Consider the following 18251-nt stretch of genomic DNA (forward strand, 5'->3'; position numbering starts at 1 on the left):
ATTGGCATACGGAATCATATCGAAAAGGAAACATTATCTGCACACAGAGGTAGAAGAATAATGGAAACGAAATTGGAGAGAATATCACAGCTATCCAAAGAAAATCCAAACATGGTATTTACATCTATTGGACACCTGATCAATAAAGAAATGTTGAAAAAGTGTCATGAAACGATGCAGAAGGATAAGGCGACAGGAATAGATGGGATAACAAAAGAAGAATACGGGAAACACCTGGAAGAAAATCTGGAGAAACTTGTAGAAAGACTTAAGAATCGTTCCTATAAACCGAAACCTGCCAGAAGGGTCGAAATACCCAAACCAAATGGGAAAACCCGTCCACTGAGTATATATTGTTACGAAGATAAACTAGAGCGTGTTTGAAAATTAAAAATTGCACAAAACATATGTTTTTATGCCCTTTTTCATGATAAAATAAAGAAAAAGGGGTGTTTATTATGTTGCGGCGATATGAATTGACTGATGATGAATGGAATCGTATTGTTGATTTACTCCCTCCTGAAAATACGGGGAAGCAGGGTCGTCCACGCAAAAATAACCGTACTATCCTTAATCCTTAACTTCCTGAAAAAGTAACACTCAAAAAATGGCAGATTGTAAAAAACCTTGAAAAATAGGGATTTTTTGGCAGAAAATCTTGAAAAAACCTTAACTTCCAAAAATGAATTGAATATTCTTGTGCGGTAACACCGCAAGTCCGGCAGACGGGAAACCGTCTGTCCGGGCTAGCGGGAACCGCTTATGCGAGTTTACTCACGTAATGTTTTGTCCAAGCCATAAACCTCTCGCATCGAGATATCATGTTCGGCATCAATGCTTGTAATGTTGATACGATAACTGTCATGAGCAATGCGGTCAATGATTGCATCTGCCAGAGGACTATCATCACCACCCAGTTGGTCGTACCATTCCTCGAACTCATACTGGGAGCAAAAAATCGTTGAAGATTTCTTGCGTCTCCGATGGAGTAGTTCGAAGATATCTCTTTGTTCAGATTCCGTTGGTTTCAATAGAAGCCATTCGTCCAAAATCAGGACAACGGGATTGGCATACTTAGCCATCACCTTTTTGTAGTTGCCATCTGTCCGTGCCACCTCCAGATCAATAAGCAGATCAGGCAGACGGATATATTTGGTATTGTAATACTGCTTACAGGCTTCCATGCCAAAGGCACAGGCCATGTAAGTTTTACCGCAGCCTGTAGCACCGGTAATAAAAAGATTCCGATGTTCAGATATATATTCGCAGGTAGCAAGTCTGCGAATCAGTTCCTTGTTTAGCTTGCGTCCGGAAGTATAGTTGATATCCATGATATTCGCTTCCGGCTGATCGAAACCGGCATTCTTGATCAGTCTTTTGAGACGGTTGTTTTTGCGACTGCTGTATTCGATATCCACCAGCATACCGAATTGATCCTCAAAGGGAACCTCCTTGAATTTTGGGTCATTGAGTTGATTGCGGAATGCATCTGCCATTGTGGTAAGGCGCATTTCTATTAACTTATCCATTGTACTCTGATTGGTCATATGTGTTTACCTCCGATAGTAATCGGCACCTCGTGTGATGCCATGTGCTTTATGTGTGGTCTTGGTATCGATTGCTTCCGATGCCAGCTTTTCTGAACCGGTTACAAGTAGGTTTTTAATACTCTTGTAACTGGGTGATGCTGTATAGGATAATGCCTTTTTACAGGCAGCTTCCAGTAACGCATCTGAGTACTTCTCAGCAAGCTTAAGAAGCCCCATACAGCTTCGGTAGGTTTGTTGTTCCACACTTTTGGAGGTCAATATTGCATTGACTGCAGTGTACGTATTTATGCCAATCCGCTCAGCCCATTTACGGAAGCGGTCACCGTTCCATTCCAGATACTTCTGGTGGTCTGCCGGCATATGTTCAGTAATGGTGCTGTACTGCCCAGGGCGTCCTTTTAGACGACGATGGGAAGCAATGCGGTTATGGTTGTAGAAAATTTCAATCGTGGTGTCTGTTACCCTTATATCAACTTTCTTTTTAATGTATTCGTACGGAACGGAGTATAGCATTCCGTCCACAGATATGTGATAATTGAACTGGACAGTGGCTGCTTTCCAGTCACTCAGTTCAAAACGGGTAGCAGGTAATGGTGACAGCAATGGTTTTTCTTCCCCAAGAAATAAGCTTCGCCGACTACCCTCTTTCTTCTGAAAGAGCCTTTGGTTGAACAGTTCCAGCTTATCTCTGATTGCTAGATTCAATTCGGCAAGGGAGAAGAACTGTTCATTCCGAAGAGCTGCTGTGATCCAAGTAGAAATATTTCCTACTGTCCCCTCAGCATTCGGCTTATCTTTTGGAGCCCTGACACGCGCCGGGATAATAGCGGTGCCGTAGTATTCGGCCATTTCCTGATAAGTTTCATTGACCTGCTGGTCTTTAAAGCCACCATTGTGGACAACCGCTGTTTTACAGTTATCCGGTACGAGAATTCTGGCAACACCACCAAAATATTCATACATATGAACATGGGCATTAATCCATGATTTCTGCTTCATATCCAGAAATGCTTCCACATATGCGTACTGACTATAAGTCATCACGCCGACAAATATATAGGCTTTGGTGATCTCACCGGTATCCGGATCAAGGATTGTTGCAGGATCTCCTGCCCAATCGACCTCAACCTGCTCACCAGGTTTCCGGTTGATATGCATGGTAGCACGTCGTTTCTGCTCATCCTGCTGGATGTGATAGCAGAACTGGGAATACATAAGTGGTTCTTCGCCATTTGCATGACAATCCTCCATGTATTCTGTCCACAAGAGTTTCTTACTGACTCCGTTACGGAGTAATTCTTTATGGACATAATCGTAGTTAGGCATCCGTTTATTGGATCTGACTTGCTTTGTAGAAGGAAAAAACATTTCTGCAAGAACAGCATCGGTATCGCTTTTATCAAGCGGCCAGGAAATATTTAATTCCTTTGCACGCTTCAAAACGCGATTAACCGTTTTCTTGGAGACATTGCAGCTGTCGGCAATGCTCTGCTGACTGAGTCCCAGACTTTTTAGCCTGAGAATCTCTCGATACTTGGTCATGGTCATGACCTCCTTTGAATGAATTTACACCAGCTGGTGCATGATTACATTCTAAAGGATTTATGATAAAGGTTTCCACTACCGGAAGGATGGTTTCCTAAAAAACGGATTTGCGGTTTCCTGTCACCGGACAGCAGGGACACGGGCACCGGATTATTCAGCATCCACTTCTTTCCTCCTTTTTCTACTGAAAGCACTTTCTATTATATATAACGAATAAATTGTACAAAAAGATAGTCAATACACCTACTTTATAAGCGTTTTTTTTTAACCACCAAAGCAGGCTCATCAGTTTTTTATCCTTTTTGCTTAGGAAAGCACACTACAATTTCAAAAACATTATTATTTAGAGAAGCACTGATAGAACCGCCCATTTTTACTGTTAAATTCTTTGCTATTGTGAGACCCAAACCGGTTGTTTTGCGGGAACGGGATAAATCTGTTGTATAAAAACGATTAAATATTTTGTCTATATCAGATTCATTTATGCTGTCTGTAAAATTCTGAAAAGAAAAATGGTAATTTTCATTATCATCATAAGATGAAAAATGATAATCACTTTTCCCATGTGACAAGGCATTAGAAATGATATTTTCAAAAATTCTGGTTACTGCTTTTTCATCTCCATAAAATGGAAAAGAAATCTCTGCAATACTTAATGCTGGAATTATTTTGCGTTCCTCAAAAGATTTAAAAAAGGAAACTGCAACAGAGCGTAAAACAGCATTTAAATCAAATGTAGTATAAGAAAATTCCATTTCATCAGCTTCTATTCGTGCAAATTCAAACAACTGATTTAGTAACTGATTTAAAACATTCAATCTTTCATTTATAACAGCTGCTGCATCTAAATCTTCCTCGGACAACTCCGGCGATTGTAGAAGCATTTGGGTATATCCTTGAATAGCAGTCACAGGTGTTCTAAGATCATGAGCTAAATTTGTAATTGTTTCTTTGATTGCCTCATCCTTTTTTTGTAATGAATATACTTGTTTGTGGTAAACTCGAAACAATTCATTTAAAGCATTTACAAGATCGGTTATATCGGAAGAAGGAAAATCTAATGTCAATTCCGCATGGGTAAATGAATGTAAAAGTGTTTGCAATTTCTGGCTTAACCGGGTTACCTCCCTACAATGAAGCAAGTAAAATGATAAAACAATAATAAGAGATAGTGTCACAATGATAGCATATATTTGAAGTAGCACACTCATAACATTATCCCTCCCTGCATTATGTAATATCTCTTTTCTTGAAAATTGTTCCTATAACTCCACCAAATATAATCATATAGGCGAAGAAAATGATAATTGCGGTTGGAAGCCATTGAACTGCCATATCTATTCTTGTTTTATTGATATTACTAATTGCCCAAAAAATTGTGATGTTATATCCTAAGCCCAAAATACTTTCCAATCCATGAAGAACCAGATAACCAAAAAATATAAGCAAAGCATTAACTGCCATGCTAACTGAACTGTTTCTTATGAGAAAAACAAGTGAAATTGCGAGCGTTGATACAGCCATATGATATAATGCCTCACAGAATATGTAGGACACTATATTGCTAATGCTTGTAAAAGTAAGACCGCTTATTCCAAAAAAAATTTTATTACATAACAAACCAATTAAAAAGGCAGACACCAAAAAAAAGAATGATACAATCCAGCCAATTACCAATTTTGAGAAGAAGTAACTCCATCGTGACAGACCTTTTTCTATATAATGTTTTACAGTCCCTTGACGAAAATCATTTGAGAAATAGTAGCTGCAAAAAATAATCAAAGGGAATACAACTGGGTAATAATTAAAAAAAGAATCCCAGTAATTTGCAGAAACTTCTGTACCTACCAAATATTCTCTCATGCCAATCGTTGCTTTTTGTGCATAAGCACATAAGAATATCCATCCTGTCATCATAAGAAAACATACTTTCAAGACTTTTCCATGTATCGCTTTATAAAAATCAGCTCTAATTAAATTAAGCATTGACTATGCCTCCTCTCATTTTTTCATTAAAGTAATCTTCCAGTGACTCCTTTGTTACAGTACATTCATCAACAGCAATTCCATGATTAACCAGTAAGGAGTTTACAATTCCGGGATTGTCTACATATTCAAAAATCCGAATATTATTATCGGAAAGAATTTCGTAGTTTTTAGTATGGAGATTTTTCTCTATTAAAATAGCGGCCTGTGCAGTATCTGATGCCTTAATTTTTAAACAACATTGACATTTTTCATTTAATTCTTTTGCAGTAATTTCTTCAATCAGCTTGCCATTTTTAATAATGCCGTATTTTGTTGCAATTTTTGACAATTCCCCCAAGATATGACTGGAAATCATAATGGTAATATGTTCTTCCCTATTTAGTTTTAATAAGAAATTCCTCATATCTTGTATTCCAGTCGGATCTAAGCCATTGATAGGTTCATCAAGAATCAGAAAATCAGGATTTCCCAACAAGGCAACGCCAATGGCTAAACGCTGTTTCATACCTAATGAAAATTTTTTGACAATTTTATTTTCATATTGTGACAGACCCACCTGCTTTAAAATTTGTTGTACAGATTCTTTACTTGACAGTCCATATGCTTTTCTAAATACTTCCAAATTTTGTTTTGCGGTTAATTCTGCATAAAGTGCCGGAGATTCAATCACACAACCAATACGATAACGCTCAGTCTGGGGAACAAAATTTCCAAATAGTTCAACAGAGCCTTCTGATGGTTCAACCAAACCTGCAATCATTTTCATTAAAGTAGACTTACCAGCACCATTCTCTCCAATCAAGCCATATATTTCGCCTTTTTTAATAGAAATGGATACTTTATCAACAGCATAATAATTTGTGTATTTTTTAGATACTGTGTTCGTTCTTAGTATATATTCCATGATATATCCCTCCTTGTGGTTTTAGTGTAAGGGATAAGTTTAAGTAAATTATTTTCTAAATCTAAGGATTTCATAAAGATTATATGTCCATCTTAAACCCAATTCCCCAAACCGTTTTAATATACGATTTACTATTATCTATTGCAGCAATTTTTTTGCGTAAGTTGCTGATATGAACATTGATAGCATTTTCAGTTCCTTCTAAAGCTTCATTCCATAATTGCTCATAAATCATATCTTTCGTAAATACTTGTTGCGGATGTTCCATAAGCATTTTCAATATAGCAAACTCATTTTTTGTAAGGGGCAATTTTTGATTTTTTAGAGTGGCCTCCATTCCTATTGTATCTAAATTTAAATCGCCACAACATAACAAGGAATTTGATGTATATTGATTTTCATAAATCCGTCGCAAAATCGTTTCAATCCTTGCAAGTAGTTCTTCTATATCGAAGGGTTTCGTTACATAATCATCAGCACCGTTTTTCAATAAGGAAATTTTACTTTTAGAATCTTCTTTTGCAGATAGACCGATTACAGGTACATTTTTTGTTTTCTTTATTTCTGCTAAAACTTGTTCACCAGAAAGACCGGGAAGCATTAAATCCAAAATAATCAGATTAACTTTTTGCTTTTCAAGAAAAAGAAGGGCTTCTGTTCCTGAATAAGCAGAATATGTTATATAACCATTTTTCCGAAGATATTTAACAAGCATATCATTGATAGCCATATCGTCATCAACTATTAGAATTGTGTAATTCATATAAAATACCTCTCTTTAACATTGATCAATTTGCAGAATATAATTTTATGGCATATTCGTATCAACTTTATCACAATCGTTTGCTATATTCAATCATGTGGCTATTTGATAGTGAAATAAAATGCTACTTAACATCAAATTCCATTACATTCTCATAATTCAACCCGAAATGTACAATGATATAGGGTGATATGAGAATGAACCAAGATGAAATTAGGTTTGACTTTCATGGGCTCGGGCTGGCAATCAAACAAGCTAGAGAAGAAAGAGGCTGGACACAGGCCTATGTGGCGGAGCTGGTCGGCAAGACAGACCGCACGATTATGAATATTGAAAATAAGGGACAACATCCCAGCTTCAATTTATTTTTCAAACTCGTTACCATGTTCGATATTTCCGTAGACCAGTTTTTCTACCGGGAAGAACAGCGGGACGAACACAGTTGCAGAAAGCACATTGATGTACTTCTCAACTCCATGAATGAAAAGGAGCTAGTTGTCATGGAGGCCACAGCCGAAGGGCTCAAGAAAGCCAGAGAAACGGAGGTTCAGAAATAAGAGCCTCTGTTTTTTTGTGCTATTTTAGCGGCACCCCCGAAAAGCCCCCTAAAACGAGAAAAACGAAGGCCCTCTTACTTGACCTCCGTTTCTCTGGCTTTTTGTAGTCCCTCTGCTGTGGCCTCCATGACCGTCAATTCCTTTTCGTCCATTGTATTGAGCAGCCTGTCAATATGCTGGCGGCAGTCGCTTTCGCCGTTCTGCCTGTCAGGATAGAAAAACTGGTCTACGGAAATGTCCAACAGGGTGACGATTTGGTAAAAGGTGTTCAGGCTCGGATGCTGGCCCCGGTTCTCAAAATACATGATGGAACGAGGGGTACGGTCTACGAGCTGTGCAAGGTATTCCTGTGTCCAGCCTTTCGCCTCTCTTTTGCGCTTGATCTCCCGGCCTAATGCGTGGAAGTCAAGCCGTCTGGTGTCTTGGTACATTCTCATATCACCCCTATATCATTCTACATTTCAGGTGTGATTATGAGAGCGAAACACAATTTTATGTTTTGGTAGTATTTTATTGTCCCTTCGGGACGCACGACATCATTGATAGTCCGAAGGGACGGCGGTATAATAGATACTGACAAAAATTTTGAAACTCCACAATAGATACATATTTCTCTGCTACAATTAGAAGTCGGGAGGTGGGACTATGCAGAAAATTTTGATAGTTGAAGATGACTTGGCGATACAGGCGCTATTACATGACTTTATACAAGAGGCTGGCTATGAGGTTACTTTGGCTTCCGATGGGGTTGAAGCTCTTTCCTATTTTTCCGAGCGGGGTTTTGATTTGGTTTTGCTCGATATTATGCTCCCCAAAATTGACGGCTACGGAGTGTGTGAAGTTATCCGGCGAAAATCCAATATTCCTATTGTTATGCTCACAGCTTTGGACGCAGAAGAAAATCAGATCAAGGGATTAGATTTAGAGGCGGATGATTATATTACAAAACCCTTTTCCATGTCTGTGCTGATACGAAAAATTGCGGCGATATTGCGCCGTTCTTCCCAACAAGAAGATATGCCACACACCATATCATATCGGGATTTAATTTTGGACTTGGACGGTTACAAAGTTTATACAACAGCAGGGCCTATTGACCTAACGCCTCGTGAGTTTGAAATCCTGCGGGAATTGCTGACCCACAAAGGCAGGATATTGACACGGCAAAATTTGTTACAAACACTTTGGAAATATGAATTTTTCGGAGATGAACGGATTATTGACACGCATATAAAAAACCTGCGGAAGAAGTTGGGGCAGGCCGATTATATAGAAACAATCAGAGGGGTGGGATATAGAATTGATAAAGAAGATTAAAAGCAAGCTGGCTGTTAAGGTATTTATTATATCGGCACTTTTGATAGCATTTTGCTGTGGCATAACTTATTTTTTCATTCTCCATTTTGCGCCGTATATCTATTCTTATGCTCCATCGGATGTTGAGTGGTTAGCTGACGAACTTGCACAAGAGCTGTCCATGACAGACAAGGGTGAAACTGCCATTTATTTTTCAATCGCCAATAATACGCTAACTGGGGATTATAACAATGAATATCTATTCCATCTGTTTAACTCTGCTGGAGAAGAAGTCGGCCTTACAGACACGGACACAGCCACAGGAAAGCAAATAAGTGACTACAGCCCCAATGACACAAGCGCACACTATACTGTTTCCTTTATCGGGGAGACACACTCCTATACTTTGTTACTTGCCAAGAACACAGACAAGGAAAGCCAAGTGGTGGAGGCGTTGCATAAGGCACTTCCAGCATTAGTGATTGTCATTGTAATAGTTTCTGTTTTGGTGGCGGTTTTCTATGCGTGGTATATAACTGCTCCCATTAAGAAAATCAGTAAAATGTCAAGACGGATGGCAAATATGGATTTTAACAACTTTTGTCCTGTTGAGCGAACAGATGAAATAGGCGTATTGGCTAATAGCTTGAATAGTTTGTCGAGCAATCTTTCTGCGGCTCTTATGGAATTAAAGGAGGCCAACCAAAAACTACAGGTCGATATTGATAAAGAAAAAGAGTTAGAGCTTCGACGGATGGAGTTCTTCTCTGCGGCCTCCCATGAACTGAAAACCCCAATCACAATTATCAAAGGCCAGTTGCAAGGAATGCTTTGCGGAGTAGGACGCTACAAGGACAGAGAAACTTATTTGGCACAATCATTGGAAGTGACAAATTCGTTAGAAAAAATGGTGCAGGAGCTACTCACTGTTTCAAGAATTGAAGCCCCGCAATATTCATGCGTCAAAACACATTTCGATTTTACTCAATTCCTGCGTCAGCGGTTAGCGGCCTTCGATGATCTGTTCGTGCAGAAAGAATTGTCTGTGGCTATCAATCTGTTACCTGACATTTATATAGATGGCGATATGGGGCTGCTTCAAAAGGTAGTTGACAATCTTCTTGGAAATGCTGCGACATATTCGCCGCCCGGAAACAGCGTCCGTGTAAATTTGCGCCAAGCAGAAGAAAAAGTATATTTAACAATAGAAAATACGGGCGTTCACATTCCAGAAGATGATATTTCCAAACTGTTTGAGCCGTTTTATCGTGTGGAGCAATCACGCAACCGTCAAACAGGCGGTAGCGGATTGGGCTTGTATATTGTCAAAACAATCATCAATTTGCATAATGCTGAAGTAAGCGTACAAAATACAGACGATGGTGTTAGCATAAAAGTAATTTTTTGAAATATCAACTAACAAAAGCGGTGACAGGTTTACCTGTTGCCGCTTTTGCAACTCCATATAAAAAACATATTCAATACAATATCAATTCAAACTGCGGCGGTATTCTGATAGCGTACTCGATAGAGTACAGAAAGGAGCTCTCCAATATGAAAAAAAGCATAATTATCCCGCTTGCCGCTGTGTTGTGTTTGAGCTTACTTGCTGGCTGTAATGCCAAAGATAGCGCTACTCCCCCCAACAGCAAGCAGGCCAACACCTCCGCACAGGCCACGGTTACAAGGTCTGATACCTCGGACGCCTATGAAAAGCTGGTCGCATTCAAAACAGCAAATTATGAGCAACAGAGTGTAGCCGATTTCAACCAATCGCTTGCCCCGGATAATGGAGATATTTCCGGGCTGTTAGACGCACAGGCAGAGGTGCTTGCAAGTATTTCACCAGATGATGAAAATTACGAGTTCATCACGATGACACTTGCGGTCTCTCTTGACGAATTGTATTGTGAACAAATGAATGACAGTGTTGGTCTTTCTGCCTATCTGAAAAGGGAGGAAAGGCCGCTGGAAAAACTTCCGGGCGAGGAAAGCGTTGCAGGGGCAGAGATTACCTATCAATTTGTTTTTAATGCTCTATACAGATTGAGTTACACATTTTCTGACCCAACCCAAATTACTGTTGCGGATCGTGACAATGCCTTGCAAAAGTTCAAGACCGAATTTCAAAACTATGTGGATAATTTGAGCGAAGCTGATCTGACAAGCTCCAATATCAAAACGGTCTTGTCCGAAAAAGCTGATGAATTGGAAAATAGTCTTTCCACAGCCAAAATGAAATTGTCCTGTGAGGTTGAAATCGTTGAAGTCCATAATGCTGGGGAAGAAATTGTAAATAATTAAAAGTCTGCCGCACGACGGCAAAAGAAAAAAAGCCGTCGTACAGCAGATAATTTAACACGCCTATGGAACGGCGGCTTGATTTCAAAGCCGCCGTTTCTTTGAGTTTCCACAAGCCGATGACGACTTGAAAGGATACGGCGGTGCCTTGGAGGTATCGTCGTGTCCATTTTTCTTTTTCATAATTCCCATGACCTTCACCAGCTAAAAAAAGCGTAGCTCCCCCTCCGGGACAGTCTGGCTATGAAGGTACAAAGTTGACCACATAGGCACATTGGGGTCTGACCCCAATGTGGTCAACTTAAGCCCAGAATGCTGAAAATTCAACGATTCTGGGCTTATATTCTGGATTTTTTTATATAAATATCTTGACATATCCTCCTAAATATGTGGTTTATAGATTAAGCAATATTACGTTACCGGCGAAATATTTATCTATTCCAATACGTAGGAGGTATGCCATATGAATCGAACTAATATTTGTAAAAATATCGTCCAATCCATTAAAGATTATATCACAGATCAAGTTAAACTGGAACCCCATCGGGTGGAAAAACATTTTGTACGGCGAAGAAAACTTTCACTTTTGCAAGTTATTATTTATCTGTTCTTTTCTTCAAAAGCTTCCATGTTCCAGAATCTTTCACAGATCAGAGAAGAACTTGGCACACTTTCTTTTCCGGATGTTTCAAAACAGGCACTTTCCAAAGCCAGACAGTTCATTAATCCTTCACTGTTTAAGGAACTTTATTATCTTTCTGTTGATCTGTTTTACAGCCAGATCCCTTCAAGAAAGCTGTGGCAGGGTTATCATCTTTTTGCAGTAGATGGTTCCAGGATCGAACTTCCGAATTCAAAATCAACTTTTGATTTCTTTGGTGAAATGTCCACTATCCTGATCCAAACCGACGTTATACCATGGGACTGGCTTCCATAATTTATGATGTTCTGGATGATTATATCCTTCATGCATCTATCCATAAATTTCTTTCCTCTGAACGAGCAGCTGCATTAGAACATCTTAAAGTTCTTGAAGATATGGGACTATATAACAACAGTATTATTATTTTTGACAGAGGTTATTATTCAGAAGATATGTTCCGCTACTGTGTAGAGCATGGGCATCTCTGTGTTATGAGACTGAAAGAGGGAATCAATTTATCTAAAAAATGCAATGGTGATATGATTTCCATTCTTCAGGGAACTTCAAAAGAAGGTACTTCCGATGTACCTATACGTGTCCTTGAGATTCCGCTTGATGATGGCACAAAAGAATATCTTGCAACAAACCTGTTTGATCCTGCTGTTACAAAAGATATGTTCCGGGAACTTTACTTCTACAGATGGCCTGTAGAACTTAAGTACAAAGAACTAAAAAGCCGCTTTGCCATGGAAGAGTTTTCCGGTGCTACTGCAGTGTCTATACAGCAGGAATTTTATATAAATATGCTTTTATCGAATCTGGCCTCCCTTATAAAAAATGAAGCAGATGAGGAAATACAGATTTCTGCCAAAAGCACAAATAAGTTCCGTTATCAGGCCAATCGTGCATTTATCATTGGACGGATCAAAAGTATTGTTCCCAAAATACTCTGCGGACTGTTTGAGCTTTCAATTATTGAACAGTTATATACAGATGCTGTACGCTGCAGATCACAGCTCCTGCCCGGCAGGTCGTTTCCAAGGAAGAAATTGAAATCCAAGGGACGTTCACATTTTCGAAATAAAAAAGCTTCTTTTTAAAATAGAGCCAGCATTCATCAATAGGCTTATTTAAGTGCGGTCATTTTTATAAATCTTCTAGTTTCCAACAAAACAGCAACTGTTTTCTAGCATAAACCGATTTGTTTTGTAGTTTGCATTGGAGGCTATTCGCTAATATGCCCCTAAGTTGACGCTAGGTTGACCACATTGGGGTCTGACCCTATGAAGTATTGGATCAAAAAGAATATCAAGAAGAAGTATTGTTTCATCAGGATATAGCAAATAATAATAAGGAAGGCGGATACCAGATTTTGTTTTGGGAGGTTCTGCCATATAAAGTACCAATAGCAACTCAGAGTGCCATGGTATTACCATATGATATGGAAGGTGATATACTTAATGACGTGGGTAACATGGATAAATCTGTGAGGATGCAATATGTTCATATAGCGGTATTACCGTTGGAGGAAAAAAGTGTTGTATTGGCATTTTATCATAAGAGGGATAAGATTTATCGAAGATTACGACATCAAATAAATACTACTTCACGGGAAAAAGTATTACAGTATATAAATTATTTAATATTTGAGCATACAGAAAATATCTATTTTTCTAAGACAATAGAAGAAGAATTAAAAAATAATAAGATGATTGAAAAAGTGAGTCAGGAAGCAAATGGGCTTCCTACATTTGGACATTTGAGTGTCGATAATATGTTTGGAATGGATTATGAGGCTGTAAAACCAGAAGATATACCTAATTTTTTAGATGAAAGTTGGGCTATTAAAGAAAAGGTAGACGATGAAAAAGACGAAGATAAATGACTTTGTGTGGGGTTATTTAATGTAGCACAATTCTTGCTAAAAATTTTTATTAATGTTATTATTAAAGACAATAGGTTTCATTTAAGCCATTTATTGCTATACTTGGAATTTGGTTGAGTTGCATGAAGGTTACATTCAAAGGAAGACATCTTGTGGAAAATATAAAAATTGACGGAGGAGTGATTATGAAAACTGGATTGGCAATGTATGTGTGGATGCTGATGGGATACACTACGGGTACATGTGGGATTTGTAGCCAGATGACTGCATGAAATAAACAATCATAAGAACGAGGTAGCGTTATATAAATGAATTTGTGCCCAGAGGCCGTACCTCTAAATCCCACTTTAATAATCATTTATTATTGAAACAGTGTTCTATAATCAGGAGAAATATGATGTCGAAAAGAGAAAAGTGTGTTTATTGTGGAAAGGTAATTGTTACAAGAAGTAAAGAACATATTATTCAAAATGCTATTGGTGGATTATATGAGTCTGAAGATATATGTTGTGATAAATGTAATAATTATATTAGTAAATATATTGATGCTCCTTTTACAAAAATTTTTAATCCAATAATTAGCCATATTGAACATTTTGCCAAGACAAATAATACTAAATCACATCCGCTTTGTACAGGAAAAGCCCAATATGATAATGAAATTTATAATGTTCAAATAAAGAATGGAAAAGTAGTAGGATGTCCTGAATTAAGTAAAAAGATGAAGTGTGATGCTTCTAAATTAGATTTTAAAATTATATCATATGATTTTAATATTGAAAACAATTCTTTCAAAAACGGAATTGCAAAAATAGCTTTTAATTTTGCGATAGAAAAGGGAGTAGATTTTGAAATATTAAGAAAAGGTGTTGAAATAAATAAGAAGAATGAGGATATTGAAAAAATTTCTTTTAAGTTTCCGCTTATACCGTTTATTGCATTAAATCCAATAGATACTTATCTTGAATTAGAAACTAATATGGAGTTTTATCATAATTTAATCTTATTCAGCCAAGAAAATATGCTTTGGTGTTATGTGGATTTGTTTAATACATTTCAGTATTATGTACTTTTGTCAGAAGAATGGGATAATAATATATATATTTCGGAAAACTACTTGCAGCTTTTGCAAAAATTAGACAGAAAAAACCCACAATTTTACATAAGAAGACCTAAGGATATACTTACATATGCAATGTATTTTAATGTGAAACCTTGTATGGAGATAAATATTTTAAAGAAGCGTGTGGAAGTAGCAATACAAAAAGAGTCATTAAAGAAGAATATGTCCGATGTAATTTCTGATAAATTAGGAATGGATTATTTCCAGGTTGATAAGTTCAAAGAAATGGAAAGAAAAGAAAAAAGCTCTAGTTTTTATGATTTGATGGGATTTTATTTGGAAAGTTTGTTACTATATTTTGATGCAGATGATAAATTAAAAGATAATACTTTTAGACAAGTAACCAAAATAATCAAAGAAGGATATAGCGAAGTGGTATCATATCCGTTACTTATAAATATGCTTGTCAAAAAAAGAAAAATAAATATTTACTCATATACTATGAAAAAATTTAAGAGAATGGATGCTTTTCTTACTAAAATTGATAAAATAGAAGTATAAGATGTTTATGTATCCAGTGATAATAAAGATTTTTGTTTCGATAATAAAATATTTTAAGATTTTTTAATGTTATCTAGGATAATGAATGTGCATTATTAAATGTAGTTTTGAAAAATTCAGCAATAAGCATATTTTAGAGTACATATTTTGGCATAAGAGCTTGAGTTATGTAAAAAGTATTGTAAGATTGTAGTAATAAAAGATAAATAAAGGGTTGACAGAAATTATGAAAAAAATTTGCTGCAACGAAAAAAATAGAATATATAGATGGAACATCGGATAAAGATAAATTTTTGCTTATGTAAATGTAAAGAGAGGTAAGTAGAAATTGATAGTAGTATTGAAGGATTCTCTAACGGGTAATATAGTCGGAATTATTTCTTTGATAATAGGGATAATTAGCTTGATTATAACTGTAAAGACAATGCGATCAGCAAGAAGAATTGAAAGAGATATAAAAGAAGCAGAAGTAAAAGCTATAGATAAAGATCGTTTTAATAAATATAAAGAAAGCTGCATAAAAAAATTAGAATTGAAAAGAAAGGTTGTAGCAGATGAGGGAGTTGTAACATATTCTTTATGCAATGATGTATTGGCAAATCTTAATGATTTGCGGGGATATGATCGAGTTATATCAAAAAAAGATATGGATTGTATTAATGAGAAGCGTGAAGAATTGATGAAAATATCGAAAGAGCTAAATGGGCAGAAAAAAGATAATTTAGAAGATTCTCAAAAATTTGATGTAATAGTTTCTGATATTTTGAATATATTGAAAAAAGGAGAATATGCATTATGATGGGAGATCATGTGGAAGGTTTTATTAGAGGATTAATAGAACAAACAAGAGAAGGAAAATTGGATTGGAAACCATTTTCTTCTTTTAAAAATAGAAGAGATATTTTAGAAGAACTGGAAAATGGACGAGGCGATTTTGATTATATGACAAATTCTATAAAAGAGTCAAAATCTTATTTTTTACAATCAGGAGAAGGATTTGTTTTTTTATTTGAAATCTATCATGGAGATCCACAAGCAGCCTCTTCTTTGGATAATACGATAGGGTTGATGGTGAAAATCAATAGTGTATTACCACTTAATAGCTTATTAGGATATACAGAATCAATGCAAGAGGAAATGGAAAAATTAAAATTACTGGTAGAAAATTATCTTGAAGAAAAATACTGTTATCCGGATGTGCTATATAGTTTTATGGATAAGGTGCTTGATGATAAAACAGAATAGATATTTTGTGTTTGCAAAAGCTAGTTTAGTGAAAAGGGTTTCTGAGTAATCAGAGGCTTTTTTTGTACTCTAAAGTTGTTCCTGACTTGACATAAGGAGGAGACATGTCACTGGTAGGCACAAGACCACCGACACTGGATGAATGGGATAAGTATGAACTGCATCATCGAGCACGACTTGCGATAAAACCAGGGATTACTGGTATGTGGCAGGTGAGGGGAGAAGCGATATTACGGATTTCGAGGAAGTTGTGAAACTGGATATGAAGTATATTGCGAATTGGAACTTTGGATTGGATATTAAGATTTTGATTAAGACGGTGGCTTCGGTTTTGAGGCATGAAGGGTCGATGTGAGTGAAAGACCGGAAGTGGAGAATCATATGAAATTTTAGATAATAAGACAAAGGTTATCTTAGGCACAAAAGACAAAGGTCAAAAACCATTTACTGCTATTTTATGTTTTGCGAGTGATAGTGATATGAATGAGTATGTGAAAGAAAATCCTGATTGTTATGAGAATATATTATCAAAAGCAAAATTTCCACAAGATTATTTGGAGTAGAACTGTGTCAGAGAAGAACATAACATTAAAATTGCTATGGTAACATAAAAGACTCCCACATGACATGTAGTGTGTTTCATGGGGAGTCATTTTTGTCTCGTTATGCGGTCTTCTGTACAGCCAGAGCTTTGATTTCTTCTAAGGTCAGGTCTGTAAAAGCGGCAATATCTTCGTAAGTGAGTTTACCGGAAGCCAGCATACGCTTAGCAATTTCAATGCGTTCAGCTTTTCGCATATTTTCCATTTCTCTGCACATAGTCAAAACTCCTTCCTCATCTTCTTTAAAATAACGTACCCTGTCAGCAAGTATTTTATAATACATATCTTTCGGATCAGTACAGGAAAAATCGTGCATTAGTTTTCCGAGTTCGGTTTCATTTTTAATTTGGGAATTTACATAAATAATATGAGCTTCATCACCAAATGGTTCGCCGGTTTCCTGGATGATGCGGTCAACATGATAAATTGGAAGCCCGGCTTTTAATACATCATTTTCGGTAATAAAAATCACATAGGTTTCAGTGAGGGCATCATATTTATCGCCAGCTTCAGTGATATTGGCATCTATAAGACTGCTATTATATCTTGCACGTTTTGCACCGGCACCACGATCACTTCTTTGGATTTCTATATTATAAGTGCGGTTATTGGTATCGACAGCTAATATATCCAGGCGAACAGAACGTCCCTGTAAATTTTTTATATCATATTGTCCCTGCACAGACTGTACTTTAAGGTCATGCCTTTGCAAAATGATTTGAAGTAGAAATTCAGCACATGTCTTATCTTCAAAAACTTTACTCATAAAATCATCGTCTAAAAGGCGGAAACCTCTAAGGCGTTGTAGATCTTCTTTATGTTTTGTTCAAAATCTAGTGCTTCTTCTGTATTATTCATTGTGAAAACACCACCTGCTTTCCTTTAAAATGGGATATAGTGAACATGAATTTCTATATCTTTATTTTAACATGACAAATAGTAATCCTCAATACCTCAATTTTAAAAAGCCAAATACCGATGAAGAATCAAGGGGAAATATAGAGAGGGATTACCTTAATATTCATCCAACAGTTAAAGAGATGTTGAATGAAATTAATGATTTACAAATAGAAATTCATCCGATTTTTGGTTTTAAAAAATGTGTAGAAGCAATAGAAGCAGAGTATCCAGTTAAAATTGTAATACATAAAGAGATCCCAGGAGACTTTTATTCAGATGACGAAACAATACAATTAGTATATGAGTTATATGACCAAAGAGTTGATAAAGGTATTTGTTGTGTTTTTCGTTATAATAATTTGCTAGCAAAGAATGTATTGCCAAGCTATGTTTGCGATTATAAAAAACGAGTCGGGTTATTTCAAAGATCTGTGGATTTAGTATAGG

The 18251-nt window shown here is 36.7% G+C and carries 20 protein-coding genes and 1 pseudogene; 13 read left to right on the top strand and 8 right to left on the bottom strand.

Translation table 11 applies throughout. From position 1 onward, the window contains the following. The first annotated feature begins 60 nt into the window (after nt 1–60). Complete coding sequence (locus NQ550_RS08690; RefSeq protein ID WP_044996580.1) at nt 61–384, top strand: reverse transcriptase family protein; 324 nt, start codon at nt 61–63, stop codon at nt 382–384. Nucleotides 385–770: 386 nt separating this feature from the next. On the opposite strand, the gene istB is transcribed toward NQ550_RS08690, so the two are convergent. The 6 genes from istB to NQ550_RS08720 form a co-directional block, all read right to left on the bottom strand. Further along, on the bottom strand, nt 771–1547 hold the full coding sequence (gene istB, locus NQ550_RS08695) for an IS21-like element helper ATPase IstB (RefSeq protein ID WP_019161580.1): 777 nt from the start codon (nt 1545–1547) through the stop codon (nt 771–773). A gap of 6 nt (nt 1548–1553) precedes the next feature. After that, on the bottom strand, nt 1554–3092 hold the full coding sequence (gene istA, locus NQ550_RS08700; protein WP_025579562.1) for an IS21 family transposase: 1539 nt from the start codon (nt 3090–3092) through the stop codon (nt 1554–1556). Between the two features lie 296 nt (nt 3093–3388). After that, the gene (locus NQ550_RS08705) at nt 3389–4306 is read right to left on the bottom strand and encodes a sensor histidine kinase (RefSeq protein WP_025579564.1); all 918 of its coding nucleotides are present in this window, start codon (nt 4304–4306) and stop codon (nt 3389–3391) included. Nucleotides 4307–4325: 19 nt separating this feature from the next. Further along, the gene (locus NQ550_RS08710) at nt 4326–5081 is read right to left on the bottom strand and encodes an ABC transporter permease (protein WP_025579566.1); all 756 of its coding nucleotides are present in this window, start codon (nt 5079–5081) and stop codon (nt 4326–4328) included. After that, nucleotides 5074–5988, bottom strand: coding sequence for an ATP-binding cassette domain-containing protein (locus NQ550_RS08715; RefSeq protein ID WP_044996577.1), 915 nt, complete (start codon nt 5986–5988; stop codon nt 5074–5076). The genes NQ550_RS08710 and NQ550_RS08715 overlap by 8 nt, the downstream gene beginning before the upstream one ends. A 79-nt stretch (nt 5989–6067) precedes the next feature. Continuing rightward, the gene (locus NQ550_RS08720) at nt 6068–6751 is read right to left on the bottom strand and encodes a response regulator transcription factor (protein ID WP_025579569.1); all 684 of its coding nucleotides are present in this window, start codon (nt 6749–6751) and stop codon (nt 6068–6070) included. A 197-nt stretch (nt 6752–6948) separates the two neighbouring features. Here NQ550_RS08720 and NQ550_RS08725 point away from each other — a divergent pair, with 197 nt between their 5' ends. Next, nucleotides 6949–7308, top strand: coding sequence for a helix-turn-helix domain-containing protein (locus NQ550_RS08725; protein WP_044996579.1), 360 nt, complete (start codon nt 6949–6951; stop codon nt 7306–7308). A gap of 74 nt (nt 7309–7382) precedes the next feature. On the opposite strand, the gene NQ550_RS08730 is transcribed toward NQ550_RS08725, so the two are convergent. Then, on the bottom strand, nt 7383–7739 hold the full coding sequence (locus NQ550_RS08730; RefSeq protein ID WP_025579572.1) for a helix-turn-helix transcriptional regulator: 357 nt from the start codon (nt 7737–7739) through the stop codon (nt 7383–7385). A gap of 214 nt (nt 7740–7953) precedes the next feature. Between NQ550_RS08730 and NQ550_RS08735 the strand changes: the two genes are divergently transcribed. The 10 genes and pseudogenes from NQ550_RS08735 to NQ550_RS22540 all read left to right on the top strand — a co-directional run bounded on the left by NQ550_RS08735 (nt 7954) and on the right by NQ550_RS22540 (nt 16657). Further along, nucleotides 7954–8625, top strand: coding sequence for a response regulator transcription factor (locus NQ550_RS08735; RefSeq protein ID WP_025579574.1), 672 nt, complete (start codon nt 7954–7956; stop codon nt 8623–8625). Continuing rightward, on the top strand, nt 8609–10012 hold the full coding sequence (locus NQ550_RS08740) for a HAMP domain-containing sensor histidine kinase (protein ID WP_025579575.1): 1404 nt from the start codon (nt 8609–8611) through the stop codon (nt 10010–10012). Before NQ550_RS08735 ends, NQ550_RS08740 begins: the two co-directional genes overlap by 17 nt. Then, nucleotides 10009–10908: a hypothetical protein gene (locus tag NQ550_RS08745; RefSeq protein WP_259839839.1), complete on the top strand. Its 900-nt coding sequence runs from the start codon at nt 10009–10011 to the stop codon at nt 10906–10908. Before NQ550_RS08740 ends, NQ550_RS08745 begins: the two co-directional genes overlap by 4 nt. Nucleotides 10909–11368: 460 nt before the next feature. Continuing rightward, on the top strand, nt 11369–11842 hold the full coding sequence (locus tag NQ550_RS08750; RefSeq protein WP_259839841.1) for a hypothetical protein: 474 nt from the start codon (nt 11369–11371) through the stop codon (nt 11840–11842). Further along, complete coding sequence (locus NQ550_RS08755; RefSeq protein ID WP_259839844.1) at nt 11824–12648, top strand: transposase; 825 nt, start codon at nt 11824–11826, stop codon at nt 12646–12648. Before NQ550_RS08750 ends, NQ550_RS08755 begins: the two co-directional genes overlap by 19 nt. Before the next feature lie 191 nt (nt 12649–12839). Then, nucleotides 12840–13433, top strand: coding sequence for a hypothetical protein (locus NQ550_RS08760; RefSeq protein ID WP_172730366.1), 594 nt, complete (start codon nt 12840–12842; stop codon nt 13431–13433). Between the two features lie 394 nt (nt 13434–13827). Next, nucleotides 13828–15057, top strand: a complete 1230-nt coding sequence (locus NQ550_RS08765) for an HNH endonuclease (protein ID WP_081703341.1) — start codon at nt 13828–13830, stop codon at nt 15055–15057. 328 nt (nt 15058–15385) lie between these two features. Continuing rightward, a complete protein-coding gene (locus NQ550_RS08770) occupies nt 15386–15856 on the top strand; it encodes a hypothetical protein (protein WP_025581164.1) in 471 nt (156 codons plus the stop codon). Then, entirely contained in the window at nt 15853–16302 is a 450-nt protein-coding gene (locus NQ550_RS08775) for a PX domain-containing protein (RefSeq protein WP_025581163.1), read from the top strand. The genes NQ550_RS08770 and NQ550_RS08775 overlap by 4 nt, the downstream gene beginning before the upstream one ends. Nucleotides 16303–16406: 104 nt before the next feature. Continuing rightward, nucleotides 16407–16657: pseudogene (locus tag NQ550_RS22540) on the top strand (sugar transferase). A 308-nt stretch (nt 16658–16965) separates the two neighbouring features. Here the strand turns inward: NQ550_RS22540 and NQ550_RS08785 are convergent. Beyond that, the gene (locus tag NQ550_RS08785) at nt 16966–17670 is read right to left on the bottom strand and encodes a PD-(D/E)XK nuclease family transposase (protein WP_226840140.1); all 705 of its coding nucleotides are present in this window, start codon (nt 17668–17670) and stop codon (nt 16966–16968) included. A gap of 163 nt (nt 17671–17833) precedes the next feature. On the opposite strand from NQ550_RS08785, the gene NQ550_RS08790 reads away from it, so the two are divergent. Beyond that, the gene (locus tag NQ550_RS08790; protein WP_044996945.1) at nt 17834–18250 is read left to right on the top strand and encodes a hypothetical protein; all 417 of its coding nucleotides are present in this window, start codon (nt 17834–17836) and stop codon (nt 18248–18250) included. Nucleotide 18251: the final 1 nt, after the last annotated feature.

Source organism: Blautia wexlerae DSM 19850 (assembly GCF_025148125.1).
Taxonomy (GTDB): domain Bacteria; phylum Bacillota; class Clostridia; order Lachnospirales; family Lachnospiraceae; genus Blautia_A; species Blautia_A wexlerae.

What these genes read in the sequence shown, in the direction of transcription:
- NQ550_RS08690 (WP_044996580.1), top strand. Translation starts at nt 61, where the DNA reads ATGGAAACGAAATTGGAGAGAATATCACAGCTATCCAAAGAAAATCCA.
- istB (WP_019161580.1), bottom strand. Translation starts at nt 1,547, where the DNA reads ATGACCAATCAGAGTACAATGGATAAGTTAATAGAAATGCGCCTTACC.
- istA (WP_025579562.1), bottom strand. Translation starts at nt 3,092, where the DNA reads ATGACCAAGTATCGAGAGATTCTCAGGCTAAAAAGTCTGGGACTCAGT.
- NQ550_RS08705 (WP_025579564.1), bottom strand. Translation starts at nt 4,306, where the DNA reads ATGAGTGTGCTACTTCAAATATATGCTATCATTGTGACACTATCTCTT.
- NQ550_RS08710 (WP_025579566.1), bottom strand. Translation starts at nt 5,081, where the DNA reads ATGCTTAATTTAATTAGAGCTGATTTTTATAAAGCGATACATGGAAAA.
- NQ550_RS08715 (WP_044996577.1), bottom strand. Translation starts at nt 5,988, where the DNA reads ATGGAATATATACTAAGAACGAACACAGTATCTAAAAAATACACAAAT.
- NQ550_RS08720 (WP_025579569.1), bottom strand. Translation starts at nt 6,751, where the DNA reads ATGAATTACACAATTCTAATAGTTGATGACGATATGGCTATCAATGAT.
- NQ550_RS08725 (WP_044996579.1), top strand. Translation starts at nt 6,949, where the DNA reads ATGAACCAAGATGAAATTAGGTTTGACTTTCATGGGCTCGGGCTGGCA.
- NQ550_RS08730 (WP_025579572.1), bottom strand. Translation starts at nt 7,739, where the DNA reads ATGTACCAAGACACCAGACGGCTTGACTTCCACGCATTAGGCCGGGAG.
- NQ550_RS08735 (WP_025579574.1), top strand. Translation starts at nt 7,954, where the DNA reads ATGCAGAAAATTTTGATAGTTGAAGATGACTTGGCGATACAGGCGCTA.
- NQ550_RS08750 (WP_259839841.1), top strand. Translation starts at nt 11,369, where the DNA reads ATGAATCGAACTAATATTTGTAAAAATATCGTCCAATCCATTAAAGAT.
- NQ550_RS08755 (WP_259839844.1), top strand. Translation starts at nt 11,824, where the DNA reads ATGGGACTGGCTTCCATAATTTATGATGTTCTGGATGATTATATCCTT.
- NQ550_RS08765 (WP_081703341.1), top strand. Translation starts at nt 13,828, where the DNA reads ATGATGTCGAAAAGAGAAAAGTGTGTTTATTGTGGAAAGGTAATTGTT.
- NQ550_RS08775 (WP_025581163.1), top strand. Translation starts at nt 15,853, where the DNA reads ATGATGGGAGATCATGTGGAAGGTTTTATTAGAGGATTAATAGAACAA.
- NQ550_RS08785 (WP_226840140.1), bottom strand. Translation starts at nt 17,670, where the DNA reads ATGAGTAAAGTTTTTGAAGATAAGACATGTGCTGAATTTCTACTTCAA.
- NQ550_RS08790 (WP_044996945.1), top strand. Translation starts at nt 17,834, where the DNA reads ATGACAAATAGTAATCCTCAATACCTCAATTTTAAAAAGCCAAATACC.